General features: G+C 49.0%; 19 protein-coding genes and 3 tRNA genes. 4 read left to right on the top strand and 18 right to left on the bottom strand.

Annotated elements, in window-relative coordinates; translation table 11 throughout:
* Positions 1–246: 246 nt before the first annotated feature.
* Entirely contained in the window at positions 247–1,278 is a 1,032-nt protein-coding gene (locus M3P05_RS14170; RefSeq protein ID WP_283777816.1) for an IS110 family RNA-guided transposase, read from the bottom strand.
* Between the two features lie 52 nt (positions 1,279–1,330).
* On the opposite strand from M3P05_RS14170, the gene M3P05_RS14165 reads away from it, so the two are divergent.
* Both M3P05_RS14165 and M3P05_RS21255 read left to right on the top strand, forming a co-directional pair.
* Positions 1,331–2,152, top strand: a complete 822-nt coding sequence (locus M3P05_RS14165; protein WP_249700406.1) for an IS3 family transposase — start codon at positions 1,331–1,333, stop codon at positions 2,150–2,152.
* Positions 2,106–2,249: an IS3 family transposase gene (locus tag M3P05_RS21255; RefSeq protein WP_408635917.1), complete on the top strand. Its 144-nt coding sequence runs from the start codon at positions 2,106–2,108 to the stop codon at positions 2,247–2,249. The genes M3P05_RS14165 and M3P05_RS21255 overlap by 47 nt, the downstream gene beginning before the upstream one ends.
* Positions 2,250–2,404: 155 nt before the next feature.
* On the opposite strand, the gene M3P05_RS14160 is transcribed toward M3P05_RS21255, so the two are convergent.
* From M3P05_RS14160 to mltC, 10 genes are all read right to left on the bottom strand, one after another.
* Positions 2,405–2,495, bottom strand: a tRNA-Ser gene (locus M3P05_RS14160).
* A gap of 112 nt (positions 2,496–2,607) precedes the next feature.
* A tRNA-Arg gene (locus M3P05_RS14155) sits at positions 2,608–2,684 on the bottom strand.
* Between the two features lie 113 nt (positions 2,685–2,797).
* A tRNA-Ser gene (locus M3P05_RS14150) sits at positions 2,798–2,888 on the bottom strand.
* 109 nt (positions 2,889–2,997) lie between these two features.
* Positions 2,998–3,243, bottom strand: coding sequence for a carbon storage regulator CsrA (gene csrA / locus M3P05_RS14145; protein ID WP_249700405.1), 246 nt, complete (start codon positions 3,241–3,243; stop codon positions 2,998–3,000).
* Positions 3,244–3,724: 481 nt separating this feature from the next.
* Positions 3,725–4,960 (bottom strand): aspartate kinase, encoded by a 1,236-nt coding sequence (locus M3P05_RS14140; RefSeq protein ID WP_249700404.1) that lies wholly within the window; start codon positions 4,958–4,960, stop codon positions 3,725–3,727.
* Positions 4,961–5,157: 197 nt separating this feature from the next.
* Positions 5,158–7,761 (bottom strand): alanine--tRNA ligase, encoded by a 2,604-nt coding sequence (gene alaS, locus M3P05_RS14135; RefSeq protein ID WP_249700403.1) that lies wholly within the window; start codon positions 7,759–7,761, stop codon positions 5,158–5,160.
* 206 nt (positions 7,762–7,967) lie between these two features.
* Entirely contained in the window at positions 7,968–8,849 is an 882-nt protein-coding gene (locus M3P05_RS14130) for an NAD(P)-dependent oxidoreductase (RefSeq protein ID WP_249700402.1), read from the bottom strand.
* A gap of 24 nt (positions 8,850–8,873) precedes the next feature.
* Complete coding sequence (locus M3P05_RS14125) at positions 8,874–9,590, bottom strand: tRNA-uridine aminocarboxypropyltransferase (RefSeq protein WP_283777817.1); 717 nt, start codon at positions 9,588–9,590, stop codon at positions 8,874–8,876.
* Between the two features lie 45 nt (positions 9,591–9,635).
* Positions 9,636–10,580 carry a Stealth CR1 domain-containing protein gene (locus tag M3P05_RS14120; protein WP_249700399.1) on the bottom strand — a complete coding sequence of 315 codons (945 nt, stop codon included), beginning with the start codon at positions 10,578–10,580 and terminating at the stop codon, positions 9,636–9,638.
* Between the two features lie 34 nt (positions 10,581–10,614).
* The gene (mltC, locus tag M3P05_RS14115; protein ID WP_249700398.1) at positions 10,615–11,766 is read right to left on the bottom strand and encodes a membrane-bound lytic murein transglycosylase MltC; all 1,152 of its coding nucleotides are present in this window, start codon (positions 11,764–11,766) and stop codon (positions 10,615–10,617) included.
* A 127-nt stretch (positions 11,767–11,893) separates the two neighbouring features.
* Here mltC and M3P05_RS14110 point away from each other — a divergent pair, with 127 nt between their 5' ends.
* Positions 11,894–12,841, top strand: a complete 948-nt coding sequence (locus tag M3P05_RS14110) for a 2-dehydropantoate 2-reductase (protein WP_249700397.1) — start codon at positions 11,894–11,896, stop codon at positions 12,839–12,841.
* On the opposite strand, the gene M3P05_RS14105 is transcribed toward M3P05_RS14110, so the two are convergent.
* From M3P05_RS14105 to M3P05_RS14085, 5 genes are all read right to left on the bottom strand, one after another.
* On the bottom strand, positions 12,783–13,529 hold the full coding sequence (locus M3P05_RS14105; RefSeq protein WP_249700396.1) for a hypothetical protein: 747 nt from the start codon (positions 13,527–13,529) through the stop codon (positions 12,783–12,785). The two genes, M3P05_RS14110 and M3P05_RS14105, sit on opposite strands and share 59 nt — an antisense overlap.
* A gap of 220 nt (positions 13,530–13,749) precedes the next feature.
* The gene (locus tag M3P05_RS14100; protein WP_249700395.1) at positions 13,750–14,211 is read right to left on the bottom strand and encodes a regulatory protein RecX; all 462 of its coding nucleotides are present in this window, start codon (positions 14,209–14,211) and stop codon (positions 13,750–13,752) included.
* Between the two features lies 1 nt (position 14,212).
* Positions 14,213–15,277 carry a recombinase RecA gene (recA, locus tag M3P05_RS14095; RefSeq protein WP_249700394.1) on the bottom strand — a complete coding sequence of 355 codons (1,065 nt, stop codon included), beginning with the start codon at positions 15,275–15,277 and terminating at the stop codon, positions 14,213–14,215.
* A 192-nt stretch (positions 15,278–15,469) separates the two neighbouring features.
* The gene (locus M3P05_RS14090; protein WP_249700393.1) at positions 15,470–15,961 is read right to left on the bottom strand and encodes a CinA family protein; all 492 of its coding nucleotides are present in this window, start codon (positions 15,959–15,961) and stop codon (positions 15,470–15,472) included.
* 11 nt (positions 15,962–15,972) lie between these two features.
* Positions 15,973–16,236 (bottom strand): YkgJ family cysteine cluster protein, encoded by a 264-nt coding sequence (locus M3P05_RS14085; RefSeq protein WP_249700392.1) that lies wholly within the window; start codon positions 16,234–16,236, stop codon positions 15,973–15,975.
* 118 nt (positions 16,237–16,354) lie between these two features.
* Between M3P05_RS14085 and M3P05_RS14080 the strand changes: the two genes are divergently transcribed.
* Positions 16,355–17,635, top strand: a complete 1,281-nt coding sequence (locus M3P05_RS14080) for an MFS transporter (RefSeq protein WP_249700391.1) — start codon at positions 16,355–16,357, stop codon at positions 17,633–17,635.
* On the opposite strand, the gene M3P05_RS14075 is transcribed toward M3P05_RS14080, so the two are convergent.
* Entirely contained in the window at positions 17,607–18,428 is an 822-nt protein-coding gene (locus tag M3P05_RS14075) for a substrate-binding periplasmic protein (protein WP_249700389.1), read from the bottom strand. The genes M3P05_RS14080 and M3P05_RS14075 overlap by 29 nt on opposite strands.
* A complete protein-coding gene (locus M3P05_RS14070; protein ID WP_249700388.1) occupies positions 18,415–19,497 on the bottom strand; it encodes an HD-GYP domain-containing protein in 1,083 nt (360 codons plus the stop codon). Before M3P05_RS14070 ends, M3P05_RS14075 begins: the two co-directional genes overlap by 14 nt.
* Positions 19,498–19,507 lie beyond the last annotated feature (10 nt).

Genomic DNA, 19,507 nt, shown 5'->3' with positions numbered 1-19,507 from the left:
AAAAATGTATGGTCTGCTCCTTTTTGCAAGTCCAAGCTGGCTTTCAGAATACGTTTGCGTCAATGTATCCGGCCTATGAATGAGCCTGCTGGCTCTGGCCACGATGGGATCCGCACGCAGTAGACCTAATAAGGCGCTCAGTTACGAGAACTGCTTTTTTAGCCAGGTTTGCAACCGCGTGGGGTTAACGCTTCTGTTATCGGCCTGTTACTCGCAAAACCAGGAATACGTAGGTTTTTTGAATTCTTATGCTGCTTCAGGGAAAGGTTGATATTGCTTCCCAGATGTCAGCACTTTCCAGCAGATACGCATGATTTTGTTAGCAAGCGCCACTAACACAACATGGTGATGGTGACAGGTCTCAAGCTTGGCAACCCACTGACCCAAACTCGATTTCTCTCGCTTCATGTGTATTTTAAGAGCTTTGGCTCCCTGGAGAACTTGTTGTCTCAAGTAGATATTTCCTCGTTTACTTATCTTCCCCAGATTCGACTTGCCTCCAGTTGAGAATTGCCGGGGAACTAAACCCAGCCAGGCGGAAAGGTCTCGGGCACGTTTGAATTGAGACCCATTCCCTATCGCAGCGATAAGAGCGGTTGAGACAATAGGGCCGATACCTGGAACTGAGGAAACAAGCTGGCATTTATCTGATTTTTCAGCGGCACCTTGCAAAAGCCCCGACATCTCATTAATTTGTTGATCGAGCTGCTTCCAGCGATCCCGAAGCCGGGTTATTAGGGACCGGATATATTGGGGTAGCTCACTGTCAGTATCAGCGAGAATGTTTGGTAATGACTTCTCAAATATCTTTCGACCTTTAGGAACCGTAATTCCATACTCCAATAGAAGAGCCCTCATCTGATTGACTGTTGCAGTTCGTTCAACGATAAAACGTTGCCGGACTCTATGAGTTGCCTGCAAAGCGAGCTGCTCATCCGTCTTCAGTGGCACCGTGCGCATAGTCCCACGGCTACCAGCCTCCGCAATTGCAGCCGCATCATTAAAATCATTCTTATTGGACTTCAGGTATGGTTTAACAAACTGAGCAGGAATGATTTTTAGCGTGAAACCTGCCGCTGTAAATAACCGCCCCCAGTACTGTGAGCCAGGGCAAGCCTCAAAGGCCACAAGACTCGGAGGAGTATTAGCTATAAAAGCTTTTAATTGAGTCCGTGTCAGTCTCTTTTTGAAGAGAATATGGCCATTCTTATCCATGGAAACAACATGGAACCAGTTCTTTCCCAGGTCAATACCGTAAATATGGGTGTTATCTGACATGGTGCTTACTCCTGCAAAAGTGTTCTCAGCATAGGTGCAGAGAGTTAGTGGAGTGGAGCAGACCATCCCATTAGGCAGCCGCCTTCTTTGCCAAGGAGTGTCACTGAGATTCCAGTTTATCAGTGATTACAGGGAGCAGTTCAGTCTTTCTGCTATGTGTCGGGTTATGTCGGTATCCCGCAATGGCTTTTATGAATGGCTCTCCCGCCCTGAATCCAATCGTTCTCAGGAGGATCAGGCATTGAAGGCGAACATTAGAGTTATTCATGAGAAAAGCCGACAGCTGTACGGTGAACGTCGTATTAAAGACGATTTGGCTGATATGGGTAAAACAGTAAGCCGCAAACGTATAAATCGCCTGATGAAAGAAGAGGGACTGAAGTGTAAAACCAAGAGAAAGTTCAAGGCTACGACAGATTCCAGCCATAATAAGCCGGTGGCAGACAATTTATTAGGGCGGGATTTTAATCAGGATCAACCAGATCAGGCTTACGCTGGCGATATCACTTATGTTGCGACCCGGGAGGGCTGGCTCTACTTGTCTGTCTTCATAGACCTGTGCTCAAGGGCTGTGGTTGGCTGGTCTATGGGGAGCAGAATGACAGCGACACTGGTGACAGACTCTCTGGAGATGGCTATGTGGAAGCGCAGACCTGAAGGTGGTTTGCTGGTGCATAGCGATCGGGGTAGTCAGTATGTTTCTGATCGATATCAGAAGCTACTGAATGATAATGATTTCACTTGTAGCATGAGTCGTAAAGGGAATTGCTGGGATAATGCAGTGGCTGAAAGCTTCTTCCATACCCTGAAAACAGAGTTGATTCACCATGAAGATTTTCAGACAAGAGAAGAGGCCCAGCAGGCAATTTTTTGAATACATTGAAGTGTTTTATAACCGTCAGAGAAAGCACTCAAGCAATGGATACCTGGCACCGTTCAAGTATGAGCAAGAACTTGCCGAGGTAGCGTAAAAAAGTGTCCGGAAAACTCTTGCCACATCAGAGGTGGTCACGGTACTGAGACAGTACCTTTCTGACAGCTATTTAGAGCCGGAAAAACAGGGAATTTTACGCGCTTCATAATGCAAAAATCCCGCTACAGATAACTGCAACGGGATTCTTGAAGGTGGCGGTGAGGGAGGGATTCGAACCCTCGATACCGGATTAGGGTATACACCCTTAGCAGGGGCGCGCCTTCAGCCACTCGGCCACCTCACCGTACGTCTCGCATCATACCGTCAGTATACTTCCTGTCAATCCGAAGTTTTCTATCGAATTAAACATGCAAAATACTGGGCATGAAAAACCCGTCAAACAGACGGGTTAAAGATGGCGCGCTCAGGAGGATTCGAACCTCCGACCGCCTGGTTCGTAGCCAGGTACTCTATCCAGCTGAGCTATGAGCGCGCAGAAATCGCAAATCAAATTAGCAGAAAACAAACAAATCTAAAAACAATTTTTCTATTTTCTGCTAACTCACGTCACCAACAAATGAATCAGCCAGATAACGTTTGCAAATCTGGCGGTGAGGGAGGGATTCGAACCCTCGATACCGGATTAGGGTATACTCCCTTAGCAGGGGAGCGCCTTCAGCCACTCGGCCACCTCACCGCAGAGACGGCCGCTATAATAACAGATTCGCGCTGAATGCAAAGTCCTTTTTACAGCTAATTACGCCTTTGTTTCCTTATTAATTAACCAGTGAAAACAAAAGGTTAGCTTAATACTGTCCCTCGCCCTCTTCCTCGGTTTCATGTGCCCACGCCTGATGATTGTTACCACCATTACCGGAGCCGCCTTCACGTTCTTTTTGAATCCGCTGATAGATCTCTTCTCTGTGAACTGCGACTTCTTTAGGCGCATTTACACCGATACGAACCTGGTTTCCTTTTACCCCCAGTACAGTCACAGTGACATCGTCACCGACCATCAGGGTCTCACCAACTCGGCGTGTCAGAATGAGCATTACTGTCTCCTTGTTCCCTTAAACCCACAAACAATGACCGTAATCGATGACAGCACTGTGGGACGCCCAATACGGTACGACAACCTTCAATACTGCCCGCCGGTTTCTTATGACCGAAGCCTAAAGGTAATACAGCCTGATCGTTTAGCAATCGAATACTGTATTATCTTTCGGCTTTCTGGATGCGCAGCCCTGAAACCGGCCGTTCCCTTCATGGTCACCCTCCCTTATCAGACAGAGGTCTCATATAAGGGTGTACCTGCCACGCACACCAAGCGGTTCATTGTTATATGCTCCGTCAGCACACCGTCCTGCATAAGCAGGCCCGGACACTTCCAGTGCTTTACCGCAACAACCGTTTGTACAAAAGAGAAGCCTTTTGAACAAACCCCTTAAAAAAGGCTCGAAAACTTTACAAGCAAGCAGCTTAACCATGTAACCCGCTATTTGCATGCGTATTTTTACCAAGCCTTTACCCAATCTACCGCCCGGATACGGGTTCCTGATCGAGCTCAAACGCAGAATGCAGTGCCCTGACAGCAAGCTCCAGGTACTTTTCCGCAATCACAACTGAGACTTTGATCTCAGATGTGGAAATAATCTGTATGTTAATGCCTTCTGCAGCCAGAGCTTCAAACATTCTGGTTGCCACACCGGCATGTGAGCGCATTCCTACGCCAACAATAGAGACCTTGGCAATCTTGTTATCCCCGTCGTACTCACGGGCACCCAGGTCATTGCAGGTCTTCTGGAGAACATCCATCGCCCGCTGATAATCGCTTCTGTGGACCGTGAAAGTAAAGTCGGTCGTCTGATCCGCAGACACGTTCTGTACGATCATGTCCACTTCAATATTGGCTCGGCTTATCGGCCCCAGGATCCGGGAAGCAACTCCTGGTATATCAGGCACTCCCTTAATGGTGAGTTTTGCCTCATCGCGGTTAAATGCGATACCTGATACTGCTGGTTGTTCCATTTCGTCCTGCTCCTCGAGTGTTATAAGTGTTCCCGGGCCTTCTTCAAAGCTGTGCAGCACCCTCAGGGTGACATTGTACTTGCCGGCAAATTCCACTGACCGGATCTGCAACACTTTCGAGCCCAAACTCGCCATCTCGAGCATCTCTTCGAAGGTAATTTTATCCAGTCTGCGTGCACCTTCAACAACACGAGGGTCAGTAGTATAAACACCATCCACATCGGTGTAGATCTGACACTCGTCCGCTTCCAGCGCTGCCGCCAGTGCTACAGCAGTGGTATCTGAGCCCCCTCGGCCCAGCGTAGTTATGCGCCCGCACTCATCAATCCCCTGGAAACCGGCCACGACAACCACGCGCCCTTCTCCAAGGTCTTTCTTAACCGCTTCCGTATCAATCTCCTGGATACGGGCCTTGTTATGATGACTGTCTGTTCTGATAGAGATCTGCCAGCCGGTATAGGATACCGCCGGGCATCCCAGCTCCTGAAGAGCCATAGATAACAGGGAAATGGTCACCTGCTCTCCGGTCGACAGCAGAACATCCATCTCTCCCGGAGCGGGATGTTCCTGAATTTCCCTGGCCAGCCCAACAAGACGGTTTGTCTCCCCCGACATGGCTGATACAACGACCACAACATCATGACCATCATTGCGGAAGCGCTGCACCTTCTCGGCTATTGTCTTTATCCGTTCGATGGTTCCAACCGACGTTCCACCAAACTTCTGTACTATGAGCGCCATATTATTTGCTTTTAATTATTCACGGTTCGGAATGTATCAAATCACCCCGTAAAGAAACAGCAAAGGGCAAAGTTATACCTCCTGAGAGATAAGGGTGCCTCGCCCAAAAGTATGAAATCATCCCTGTTTCATAACTCGCCTTGACTGCAGCACTGAAAAACCATTGTTTTCAGTACCGCAGCCGCTTATATCAACTGTTAAGACAGCTTGTCTCCCAGCCACTTCTCAACAGAAGCAAGCGCACTGGGAAGAGCAGCAGCATCCGAGCCACCACCCTGGGCAAAGTCAGGACGGCCACCACCACGGCCACCAACCTGTTCCGCCACCATTTTCAGCAGATCACCGGCTTTTACCTTGCCGGTCAGATCCTTGGTCACACCCGCAGCCAGGCTGATCTTGCCACCTGCTTCAGTTGCCAGCATGATGACGCCACTACCCAGCTTGTTCTTGAGCTGATCAACCATATCCCTCAGGGACTTGGGATCAACACCTTCAAGCTTGGTGGAAAGCAGTTTCACACCTGCGACTTCCACCGCGGAAGATGCCATATCGGCACCCGCAGCACTGGCCAGCTTCTGCTTCAGCTGCTGGATCTCTTTTTCCAGATCACGGTTGCGGGCAACCAGAGCCTTAACCTTATCTGCAGCAGTTTCACGGTTACCCTTCACTAGGGAACCCACTTCCAGCAGGCGGCGATCATTTTCGGCTAACCAATCCTGGGCAGCCTGACCGGTCAGAGCTTCGATACGGCGCACACCAGCGGCGATTCCGCCTTCGCTGGTAATAACGAACTGACCGATATCGCCAGTACGTTCGACATGGGTACCACCACACAGTTCAACGGAGAAGCGGTCTGTACCCATGCTCAGCACACGTACGGTATCGCCATATTTCTCGCCAAACAGCATGGTTGCACCGCGTTCGTGGGCTGTGTCCATATCAGTAACTTCTGTGTTAACAGCACTGTTGGCACGTACCTGCGTGTTGACAATCTGCTCGACCTCTTTGATTTGAGCTTCTGTCATGGCCTCACCATGGGAGAAGTCAAAGCGCAGCTTGTCACTGTCAACCAGAGAGCCTTTCTGCTGTACATGTCCACCCAGAACACGACGCAGGGCTTCATGGGCCAGGTGAGTTGCAGAGTGGTTACGGGCAGAATCAACACGCTTGTCAGCATCAATTTCTGCAGAAATTTTCTCACCAATCTTCAAAGAACCGGATACGACTTCACCGGTATGGAGATGGTTACCACTTTCTTTCTTGGTATCCAGCACACGGAACTCACCGTTTGCCGTTTCCAGGATACCGGTATCACCTGCCTGACCACCTGATTCGGCATAGAAAGGTGTTTTATTAAGCACGACAACAGCTTTTGTGCCAGCAGTCACGGCATTAACCGCTTCACCTTCTACAAACAATGCTTTTACAGTGTCTTCATCAACCAGATTGGTATAACCGGTAAACTCGGTTTCACCTTCAACAGTGATGGCAGAGTTGTAATCCACGCCAAACTGGCTGGCTGCACGGGCACGCTGACGCTGCTCCTCCATGCAGGCTTCATAGCTATCTTCATCAATGGTCAAACCACGCTCACGAGCAATATCGTTGGTCAGGTCAACCGGGAAACCATAGGTGTCATAGAGAGTGAAGACAGTCTTGCCAGGAATAACGGTACCTTTCAGGTCGGCGATATCGTCTTCCAGGATCTTCATACCCTTGTCCAGGGTACGGGCAAACTGCTCTTCTTCTTTCTTCAGGATGTCCATCACCTGATCTTTGTTGTCAGCCACAATCTGGGCAGCATCTCCCATGGCTTCAACCAAAGCAGGAACCAGCTTGTAGAAGAAGGAGCCGGTTGCACCCAGCTTGTGACCATGACGGCAGGCACGGCGGATAATTCGGCGCAGAGTGTAGCCACGACCATCGTTGGAAGGCAGAACACCATCAGCCACCAGGAAAGCACTGGAACGGATATGGTCAGCAATAACGCGCAGGGAGTTATTAGAGCTATCTACACCACCAAGCAGCTTGCCAGCCTCGCCCAGAATATGCTGGAACAGATCGATGTCATAGTTGTTATGGACACCCTGCACTACGGCAGCGATACGCTCCAGACCCATGCCGGTATCAATGGAAGGCTTTGGCAGCGGGTGCATCTCGCCATCTGCAGTACGGTTGAACTGCATAAATACCATGTTCCAGATCTCGATATAGCGGTCGCCATCATCATTCGGGCCACCGGGAGGATCGCCTGCAATATCCTCACCGTGATCATAGAAAATCTCACTGCAGGGCCCACATGGGCCTGTATCACCCATGGACCAGAAGTTATCTTTTTCACCCAGACGGGAAAAACGGTCGGCCGGAACGCCCATCTCTTTCAGCCAGATATCTTCCGCTTCTTTATCATCCTTGTAGACGGTGACCCACAGCTTTTCCTCGGGAATACCCAAGGTACCAGTGAGGAAGTTCCAGGCAAATTTAATGGCATCACGTTTGAAGTAATCACCAAAACTGAAGTTACCCAGCATTTCAAAGAAGGTGTGGTGACGGGCGGTATAACCAACATTCTCGAGGTCGTTATGCTTACCACCGGCACGCACACAACGCTGCGCAGTCGTTGCCCGGGTATAGTCACGGGCTTCACGGCCAAGGAAAACATCCTTGAATTGGTTCATACCGGCGTTAGTGAACAACAGCGTTGGGTCATCATGAGGAACCAGGGAACCACTGGCAACAGCGGTGTGCCCTTGCTCTTCAAAATATTTTTGGAAAGCAGAACGTAACTCAGAACTCTTCATATCACCTTCCCATCCAGGGAGTCGGGGGCGTTAAGCACAGCTAATGATAAGCCATTGACCGAATTAATCCGGTAGAGGGCTAAAATTTTTGCATTATATATCGTGCATCCCTGTGGTAACACACTAACCACAGGGATTTAAGAATCGGACACGATCTAATTAGTTAAAACATCTATTTAACGAAACAAAATCAGAGTTTCTTTCGACTATTCCCTATCGAGTTTCTCCAGACGGGCAAGCAGGCTTGATGTATCCCAGCGACTGCCACCCTGTTTCTGGACATCTTTGTAGAACTGATCCACCAGCGCAGTCACCGGCAGGCTTGCACCGTTACGATCAGCTTCCTGCAGACAGATACCCAGATCCTTGCGCATCCAGTCCACGGCAAAGCCATGGTCATAATGGTTATCCAGCATGGTTTTGTAGCGGTTTTCCATCTGCCAGGACTGGGCTGCGCCTTTTGAAATCACATCAATCACAGCTTCTGCATCCAGGCCAGCTTTCTTTGCAAAGTGCAAACCTTCGGACAGTGCCTGAACGAGACCACCAATACAGATCTGGTTGACCATTTTGGTCAGCTGCCCGGCACCGCTGTCGCCCAGACGCTTAACGGAACGGGCATAGACATCCATGACAGCTTCGGCTTTGTCATAAATATCGACATCACCACCAACCATAACAGTCAGCATGCCATTTTCTGCACCGGCCTGACCACCGGAAATCGGTGCATCCAGGAAACCTACTCCCTGCTCTTTGGCAACCGCATGCAGCTCACGGGCAACTTCTGCTGAAGCTGTCGTATGATCAACAAAGATGGTGCCCGCTGTCATACCGGCAAAAGCGCCATTCTCAGCCGTGCAGACCTGTCGCAGATCGTCATCATTACCCACACAGGACATAACAAAATCAGCGCCTTTTACTGCCTCTGCAAGCGTCAGTGCCAGTTTACCACCATACTCTTTGACCCAGGCTTCGGCCTTGCTGGTAGTCCGGTTATATACCGTGACTTCGTAACCGGCCTTCTGCAGATGTCCAGCCATCGGGTATCCCATAACACCGAGACCGAGAAAAGTCACTTGCTTAACCATTACCCATCCTTCCTCATATTTGGGTCAAAATTGACCGCATTCTGCACGATATTGTCTGAGCCTCACCATGGCATCTGATTCGGTAATAATCTGGTTATTTCGAGCCGCCTGGTAACGCTCATTGAAAACATCAAAGTAGTCATGCATAACATTCGCAGCACTGTTCTCTCCCAGCCATGCCAGACACTCAGCACCAACCTCTGCTGTACAAAGGTGACTTTCTTTCTGGGAACGCCGTAGCTGGTAGCGCGATGGCCGCTCGGGATTTATTCCCAGCACCGGCAGGTTGTAGAGATAAGGACTGTGATTGTACATCTTCCTGGCCTGCTGCCAGGTTGCATCCAGCAGCAGGAAAACAGGTTTGCGCCCATGCCTGGATTGCGCTGCAGTTTCTGCCGGACTGGCTACAGAGTTATTGACTGCCAGTGGTTCCGGAAACACCAGAATCGGATACCGGTCTTTACGGGCAAGCAGGTGCAGCAACCGGAAGTCCGGCTCTTTCCGCTGCCAGATGGTTCGCCCTCCCCCTTTAATGGCGGACAACAGCAAGCGCCCCGTATTCGTTGGCTTGTACTGCTCGTTATGATGCATCAACAACCAGAAGGAGGCTTCCGTATCCAGTTCCGGGGTTAGTTCACAGATACAGGCTGACTGTGGCATCTGACACTGCTCACAGCGAGTGATATTACTGCCTTTGGCTTTAAATGGCCGCCTTGGCGGTGCTTTGGAAATTAAGGACAAATCAGACAAAGAGTTTTACCAGTGGTTCTGGTGGGCAAAACGCCTTTATATCTCAAAAGAGGAGGGTTCGGGAAATCCAGCTTCCAGAAACTCAATCATTGCCAGGGTTTCCTGCCCAATATCCGTGCGATTATCACCCGTGTCGTTAATGGTTATATATGGCCACTGTTCAGGGTTGCTTAAGCCCTGCTCATAAAGTGCCTGGGCATTATCAGCACAACTTTCGATATAAAGAACCGGAACATCCCTCACTTCCCCACGCCCTTCTGCCAAGTGCCATCGATAATAGAGTTCACCGGTGATATTTATTCCCTGCTCAGATCGAAATCGTTGTGACAAAACAGCCTGAAAAAGCTCAGGGAAAGTCTCTTCAAGTTGATTCAGCCAGTCTTTATTGAGCATTCTGGGAGCATGTGCCGGCAACCATGGTTCCTGCTGTATTTTGAAAACTTTCTGGATCCATCGACAGCAATAAGTGACCGACAACTGATCGGAAAACATTTCTGGACCAGAGTTTTCCTCCATTATTTCGGCAACAGGAAAAACAGGACCATTAAGGCCAGCCATTAAATCCCACTCAGGAGGTCTGGCCAAAAATACATCATCATTAAAATACACAAAGGTATCTGACAGACCGGCGATATGATGAAGCTGACATTCAATAGCCTGTGATGAGAATAGAGGCAGATATTGTTCAGGTATATAATCTTGATGATCAACGATATGCAACTGAGGGTGATCAGACCGAATCCAGGCCGGAATCTGATTATCTGTCACCAGGAAAATATTTGGCTTTCCCGGCCAGTAGCTTTCAATGGAGCGCAGCAAATACTTTAACTCACCTGTATCGCGGTAACGCCCTTCAACATCTCCCGTTCTTAATACAGATCCTTCCTGCGGCTCATAATTCTGCCAATAGGCTCTTTTTCTGCGCCAGGCTGGATCCGAGCCATCAACCCAGGTAATAACAATATCGATATGATCCATCATGGTATGATCACCAAATCCGCCTGAGCCGCATTCATCAAACCTTTCCTGAATGAAATAACTTCTCGAACCTGGTCACTTTCTTCAGGTAATTTCTTGATTCCGACCTAGGATGCTTTGTTGTTAAAGCCCAGTAAACCTGCGAAGGCTTCAGCCTGTTGATAGCTTTTATAGCCTGCGTTCTATTGCGATGAAATGTTTTCAGCACATTTCCCGCTCCACCATTGTAGGCAGAGATAATAGCGTACCGCCGGGACAACGGGTTTTGAATATCTTTCAGATAGATGGTGTTTAATATATGCAGGTAAGCTGTTCCAATCTTGATATTGTTGGCTGGCTTAAACAGATACGAACGTGAAGGCTTTCCTCTTTTTTTATAAATGCGCTGGAACACATCCCGCCCGGCCGTTGAAGGCACCACCTGCATCAGTCCATAAGCATTGGCCCAGCTGACTGCAAATGGGTTGAAGCTGCTTTCCGTGCGCATGACGGCATAGATCAGACTTTCATCGATTCCATATCTGCGGGCATTTGTTCGAACCAGACTGGCGTACTGATACCGTTTATTACTCATGCGATTTTGCTTCATGGCAAAATCCACATAAAACACCGGCCCTTTCGCAGTCTTGTTCTGCATGAGGTGGTTAGCGATCAGATAATCCGCATACTGACTGGCACGCCAGTACCAGCGAATAGACTGACCCTTTTGGTCAAATACCTGCTTATAAAGAAGCGGTTCTTTACCGAGGGCCACTTCACTGTCGCTGAAAATATCGACTTGTTCGGGATCATTGGGAGTCAATAGAGTAGTGACTATTGCCTGGTGCAAATCCTGTCTATCGAGGGTTTCAATCCGAACCCGGCCTTTTTCAAAATCAACAAAGACCCGCGTTCTGTAGTGATTGGAGTATTTGACATACTCTGTTCGACTGGCTCTTTTGGCATCGCCCCAGTTAATTGTCGTTTCTTTGGCGAGCACACGAATAAGCGCCTCAAAACCCAGATCATCTTTAACTTCAGGTACCGGTACAGTTTCCGCTTCTCCTTTTTGATACTGCGCAAGACTGGCCTGATGAGCTGCATATACCTGATCAACAGCGGTAATAACCGGAGGCTTATCATTTTGCGCACTACAGGCAGAGAGAAAAGCTGTCACGATAAGAGCAGGAAAGTGCCAGCGGCAATGCATAGCAGTACAACATCCTTGTCAGGTATTTGCGCCCAATGCTAACAGGAAGCTTTTTGTAAAAGCTGTCACTACTGTCAATTCAAAGGTATATTTCTGGGCTGAACCACCGACACCACAGATCATAATAATGAAAATTGCCATTCTGGGTGCTGGCTGCATTGGCTGTTATGTGGCCGGACAGCTTTTAAAAGAGAAAGTCTCTCTGGTTTTGATTGGCCGCCCGTATATTGGCGACAGCCTTAAACAACACGGACTCACCGTTAGTGACCAGGACAGTCAACCACTTACATTTCCTCCTGATACTTTTGAATTTTCCGAAGCTCCTGAGGCAATGAGGGATTGCTCGGTGATTCTTGTCTGTACCAAAAGCCATCAGACAGAACAGGCATCACAGGATATTGCCCACTTTCGCCCGGATGCCACAGTCTTCAGCCTGCAGAACGGTGTGCATAATGCTCCCAAGCTATCCACTGCTCTTCCTGATGCCACGGTTATCCCCGGTACAGTAGTGTTTAATGTTGTGTCTCTGCCAGGTGGTCACTTCCATAAAGCTACCGAGGGGGATATTTATCTTGGCGAACATCCGGCAGCTGCCAGCTTGAAAGCGTTATTTGCAAAGACATTCCAGCCTGTATGGCATACCGATATGCGCTCCGTCCAGTACAGTAAGCTGCTGGTCAACCTTAACAACCCCATTAATGCAATCAGTGACATTCCTTTAAAGAAAGAGCTGGAGACACGTCATTTCAGAAAAATGCTGGCGGCATGCATTTATGAAGGGCTCGAGGTTTATAAAGCTGCCGGGATATCACCGACTTCTCTGGGCAAGGTTCCAGTAAAATGGCTGCCTCGCCTTCTAAATACACCTGATATTATTTTTAAATTACTTGCAAAGCAGATGCTTTCCATAGACCCGAAGGCCCGTTCAAGCATGTGGCAGGATATCCAGAATGGGAAACCGACTGAAGTTGACGACCTGAATGGAGAGATTATCCGCCTGGGGCAGCTTCACTATATCAGGACGCCGGTGAACTCACAGGTTCTTGATCAAATCCACCAACTTGAGCAGCATTGAAAGAGGCCGTGTCATCAATAAAGAAGTGGCCAAGGTACTCACCTATCTTGGCTTTCTGCTTAACCGATAAGTGGCGATAGGCTTTAAAGGAAGCACCATGCAGGGTAGAGCGGGCTGTGTGAATGCCTTTTTCCGCCAGGCGGCTGGCAACAGAATCAAGGCTCATCATTGCCAAAGGTTTGGCCAGCACAACATCCAGCCAGACATCCAGAACCTCACCCAAGTGTGCACCGATCTCCTCACGGGTCAGTTTTTCCGGCTCTGTTTTGCTGCGTTCGATCATTTCCAGAATTCCCACAGCAATTTCATGATCAATGGGAATGGCAAGGCAGACACTCTGGCCTTCAAGGGGGTGGTCCATCTCGCGCAGCAATCCTTTCATATATGTTGCCGCCAGATGATGGTGACCTGAATCCATCTGTTTGATAACGCGCTTGAGAATAGAATTGGTAATTGCCAGAACACCTTTTTCCGCCATGCTGGCAATAAAGTAAATGGTGTGACCGAGTTCGGCATGCTTAAGGATATCGAGTCCCACAGCACCCATTGATTCCTCGATTGTCATATGCATGACAGATATCAGCCTGCGGGTATCTGCCCGGCTCGGATTATCTTCAACACAACTGATATATCTTTTACAGGCCTGATAAAGCTTGTCAGAAACGGGTATCGCCAGATTCACAGCCATGTGTCTTGTTATCCCTTATGAACACTTCTGCTTCTTGTTCTTATACGACGGCGAACGCAAAGATTTTTATATACTGTTTCCTATCACCCTAGCAGACAGAACCGAGTCCGACACAGGGCCGTTACACAAATCTATCCTTTAAACTGCCCTGATTCTCTGACCATAACAACTATTGACATAAAAAAGCTGACCTGACTGTCAGCTTTTTCACATTGATGACTTACGACTCATAACCTTCCGTAGTAGTCATCACTTCCCGGATAGAGTCCATATCGAACCCCCGGTACTGCAGATAACGCATCTGCTTGTTACGGTCACGGTTATCAACGGGTTTGCCTGAACCGAATTTACGTATCCGGGATTCACAGGCAAGTTCGTACCAGTCAGCATCCAGTCCATCAACCCCCTGCTGGATATTATCGCTGTCGATACCTTTCTGCTGTAATTCCTGACGAATCCGCACCGGCCCATAACCCCGGTTTACCCTGGAGCGAACGAAGGTTTCAACAAAACGCTCATCAGAAAGAAGACGATCCTCTTCCAGGCGGTCCAGAACTGTTTCCAACGCATCTTCTGATTCAGCCCGACTGCGCAGTTTGCCAAACAGTTCACGGCGGGAATGTTCACGGCGTGCCAGCAGATCCATGGCCGCACGCCGTAGAAGGGTTTCCTGTTCCGACATGTCAGGCCGGAGTCACTGCTTCACGCCTGGACTTTGGCTTACCATCTTCAGCCTGTTTCACATCCTTGCCCTCAGACTCAATATTCAGCAGCTGGCGACGGATTTCACCCTCAATTTCCCTGGCAATATTGGCATTATCTTCAAGATACTGGGCAGCATTCGCCTTGCCCTGACCAATCTTACTGCCTTTGTAGGAGTACCAGGCACCGGCTTTCTCAACCAGCTTCAGCTTCACACCCAGATCAATGACCTCACCCATATGGTAAATACCCTGACCATAAAGGATCTGGAACTCGGCCTGCTTGAAGGGAGGGGAAACCTTGTTCTTTACAACCTTCACCCGGGTTTCATTACCAACCACTTCATCGCCCTGCTTGACGGCACCAGTACGGCGGATATCCAGACGAACAGAGGAGTAAAACTTCAGGGCATTACCACCGGTTGTGGTTTCGGGATTACCGAACATCACACCGATCTTCATACGGATCTGGTTAATAAATACAACCAGACAGTTGGCCTGCTTAATGGAACCGGTCAGTTTACGCAGCGCCTGACTCATCAAACGTGCCTGCAGCCCCACATGGGAATCACCCATATCGCCTTCAATTTCGGCCTTGGGCACCAGCGCAGCAACAGAGTCCACGATAATCACGTCAACAGCATTGGAGCGAACCAGCATATCGGTGATTTCCAGCGCCTGTTCACCAGTATCCGGCTGGGACACATAGAGGTCATCAACATTGACACCCAGCTTGCCAGCATAATCCGGATCCAGTGCGTGCTCGGCATCAACGAATGCACAGGTATTACCTGACTTCTGGGCCTCAGCGATCAGACTCAGGGTCATTGTGGTTTTACCGGAAGATTCCGGGCCATAGATTTCAACAATCCGGCCTTTGGGCAAACCGCCAATACCAAGGGCGATATCCAGCTGCAGGGAACCTGTAGAAATAGCCGGAATCGCTTCCCGCTTCTGGTCACCCATGCGCATAACTGCGCCTTTACCGAACTGCCGCTCAATCTGACCCAGCGCTGCACTTAACGCCTTCTTCTTGTTGTCATCCATCGCTCACCTCACTCGCATTTTCCAGTTGCTGTTTAAATTCTTTGTCTGCCTGTTTTTTAATACTTACAGGCTTAATACTGTATACATAAACAGTATTAAAACACAGTTTCAGAAAAGCGCATAGTTTTTATCGGGATTAGTTTATGAAATGCTTTTCGAGAATAGGGTGTTATGCACTTTAATCTTTGACATTTATTGCTGGCACAGGGCAATGATGCCATGCAGCGCGGCAAAAACAGTCTGACGCCTTACCGAACTGCGATCACCTTCAAACAGAAACTTCTCGGCTCTGGCAGGTGATCCGGCACCTGCCCAGGCAACCCATACAGTACCGACAGGTTTATCATCAGTGCCGCCATCAGGCCCGGCGATACCACTGACAGCCACCGATACCGTGGCACCACAGCTGGACAACACACCTTCGGCCATAGCCAGAACAGTCTGTTCACTGACTGCGCCATACTGCTGTAATGTAGTTTCAGGAACAGCCAAAAGCTGCTTTTTGGCAGCGTTGGAATAGGTAATAAAACCACCCTCACACCAACCGGAACTTCCTGGCACCTCTGTCATGGCCTGCATAATGCCACCGCCAGTACAGGACTCTGCTGTCGCCAGAATATGATTGGTTTCACTCAAAGCTTTTCCAGTCAGCTCAGCAAGGAGATAAAGAGAAGATTCGCTCATAGTGGAGCCCTTTAACTAGCAGTCAGTTGTTCCAGTTCGAGAATTCGTAACATTGCCTCTTCTGAACTCTCTCCGCAAGTCAGAGAATCTGGCGCAAACTTTCCGCACACAGCCGGGCGTTCAGGCTTACCAAACAGGCGACAGAGGTTTTTGTCATCCAACTGAATACAGCGTACACCCGCTGGCTTGCCATTGGGCATACCGGGAATAGGCGTACTGATCGAAGGTGAAATGCAGCAGGCTCCACAGCCCACACGGCAGGATATGGTGCTCATAATGGGTCAAATTAGAAGGAAAAAACGAACTTTACGTCTTATCGCCTGCTTTTACTATCGAAATACCTCCAAAAGGCAATTTGAACTACTTTGTTCCCTTCAAAGCATGGGGGATCAGATGAGCAGCTCAGTCACCATAAAGCAACAACATAAACTGCTTTTTATCACCGCTGCCGGAGGGGCACTGGAATTTTACGACTTCACGCTGTTTATGCTGTTTGCTTCGCATATACGATCTGCGTTCTTCCCTGAAGCTGGGCTGGTAACCGGTTTATCCGGCGTTATGCTGTTGTTTTTTGCTGGCTATCTGGCCCGCCCCCTCGGGGGACTGGTGTTCAGTTACTTTGGTGATCGTTTTGGCCGCCGAAACCAGTTCTTAATTACCCTATCCCTGATGTCATGCAGTACCCTGGCCATTGGTTTGATCCCAGATTATGGAAGTATTGGCCCTGCCGCCGTGATTATGGTGATGATTTCGCGCATTCTTCAGGGAGCATCAGTAGGAGGTGAGATTCCTGGCTCAGTTGTTTATCTGGCTGAGTGGCTGCCTTATCGCTGTCGTGGACGTTATATCAGCATAATTATCACTGCCATCACCTCCGGTAATCTTGCAGGAAGCCTTACCGGCTATATCCTGACTTTGTCGTTGAGTGAAAGCCAAATATCGGAGTGGGGGTGGCGGTTGCCATTTATTCTCGGTTTTGCCTTGGGAATGGTTTTGCTGCTAGCACGACGCCAGATGCAGGAAACCCCGCCTTTTCTGGATCTTGTACAGGCGAATGGAGTGCTGCAAAATCCATTTCTGACATTGATGAAACAACAGCCATTTAGAGTTGTTCAGGGGATTTGCCTGGCGTCAGTACCTGCATGTATGGTGTCTTTCTTTCTATATGCGCCGGTATGGCTTGGGCAGCACCTTAAATGGTCTGCCGCATCGTCTTTCTCTCTTTCCACGCTCGCATTTCTCACAATATGCTCGCAGGTTCCATTTTATGGCTGGCTATCTGATCAGATCGGTAGAAAGCGTTTGAATATGACGGGAGCGCTACTGCTGTTACCGGGCTTATGGTTGTTCAGCCAGATCATAAGCAGTGAAGCAGCCCCTTACACTTCCCTGATACTGCTACTGATCACGACAATCCCTCTCAGTATGGTTCTGGCTTCCTATGAGACAATCATTGTCGAACTATACCCAACAACAACCCGGTTCACAGGTCTTGGCCTTAGCCATAATATTGGCTTTACCATTTTTGGAGGGCTGTTCCCATTAACCGCAGAGTATCTGATAGAAGGCGGTTGTATTATGGCCCCATTAATACTCGCTGGCGGGTGTGCCATTCTCAATTCCCTGGCGGCCTATCAACTTCCGTTCAATATGAAGCCGGTAGCCCAGCCATAGCAAGGCTATTCAACTCATTCGTTTCCATAGATTGAATACCATAGCGCTTAATCAATTCTTCCATATACCCACTTTCCCACATTTTCACCAGACTGCGGTTGATGTCAGGAAGCAGGTATTCAAATTGCCTATCGAGCCGTAAAGACAAAAGGTGTCTTTTCAGCGGCTGAGAAAAATAAACTTTTATCTTTAACTGGGAAGAGAGATAACTGGCAACATCAAGGGGCATAACAGCGTAGTCACAGCGCCCACGACCAATCATTTTTAAAGACTGCAGGTCAGTGATAACGATAATTTCTTCATGCCCCCTGTTATCTTTGCCACTGAAACCAAGTACTTGACATACCCGGCCAGGAGGCAAGTCCTGCAGTGAAGACGCATCCGGGTTTAACGGAGCGTGGCTGACAATAGCTTCATGTAAAATCAGGAAGGGCTCACTATAAACAGAATGATTGACCTCTTCAGTCTCCTGGCGCCAGCTCTCTGCAATACCAGGCTCCAGATTAAACAAGCCCAACCTCATATACAGGCGGATGCGAGCCTGGGGGACGAAGTAGTAATTAAACCGGATGCCCGTATCTTCGGTAATGCCCCTCATGACATCTATATAAAAGCCTTCCGGAATCTGCTTCTCACTGTCCAGCCAGTAGTAGGGTTCCCTCCCCCCTTCTATCAAACCGACATTCAAAATATCTGGCCAGTCTCCCTTTTCATCTGCACAGAGCGCCACGCCAGACAGCGTTAATAGCTGAAAAAGCATTATGACAATAAGGCTCTGTTTAATCTTCAGCATATTGCTCCCGAACCTTCAAAATCTCTGGCAGAACCTGATGAAAAACCTCAATCAGTTTTGGATCAAAGTGTGCACCGCACTGCTCATCCATCCAGGAAACTGTGTCTTCAACTGGCCAGGCTTTCTTGTAAGAACGCTCACTGGTCAGGGCATCAAACACATCAGCAATGGCCACCACCCGGGCACTGAGCGGAATATCTTCCCCCTCAAGACCCTTGGGGTAACCTGTACCGTCCCACTTTTCATGGTGATTCAGTGCCACTTCCTTAGCCAGACGCATCAGCTCAGAATCATGTTCACCAATGATATTGCCACCAAATTCGGTGTGCCTTTTCATCAGCTCCCACTCCTCAGGAGCCAACTTGCCGGGTTTCAGCAAAATACCATCAGGAATACCAATCTTACCGATATCATGCATGGGTGCCGCCAGGTGCAACAGCTCTACCCAGGCAGGTGGCTCATTCAGAGCCTGGGCTAACAAGCGCACATAGAGACTCATTCTTGTGACATGCAGGCCGGTTTCATTGTCTTTAAACTCAGCAGCACGACCCAGGCAATTAATGACCTGCAGACGGGATTCTCTAAGTTCGCGGGTTCTCTGGGCCACAAGCTGTTCAAGGCAGCGAGTCTGATCATGTAGCGCCAGGTGAGTATTAACACGGGCCCGAACAATTTCCGGACGAACAGGCTTGGCAATATAATCTACAGCACCGAGCGACAATCCCAGAGATTCATTCTGATCACTGGTCATGGCCGAGACAAAGATCACTGGAATGTCCGAGGTTCTGGCATCAGCCTTTAACTGTCGACAAACCTCATATCCATCCATCCCCGGCATCATGATATCCAGAAGAATTAGGGATGGTCTTGGTGAGCTCCGGGCAATTTTCAGCGCCCGCAGGCCATTCAGCGCTGCTTTTACCCGATAATCAGGCTGAAGAACCTCTCTCAGCACATCGATGTTCTCAGGAGTATCATCAACGACAAGAACAACCTGTGATTCATCCTGGCTAACAAATGGGGAAACCTCCTCCTGAAGTTCCCCGGAAACTAACTGGCTGATTTTCATTTCAATAACG

Origin of the sequence: Parendozoicomonas callyspongiae (genome assembly GCF_023502345.1) — a bacterium.
In the GTDB taxonomy this organism is placed as follows: Bacteria; Pseudomonadota; Gammaproteobacteria; order Pseudomonadales; family Endozoicomonadaceae; genus Sansalvadorimonas; species Sansalvadorimonas callyspongiae.
Note: the sequence above shows the minus strand (reverse complement) of the source record. Positions and strands in the feature narration are given on the sequence as shown.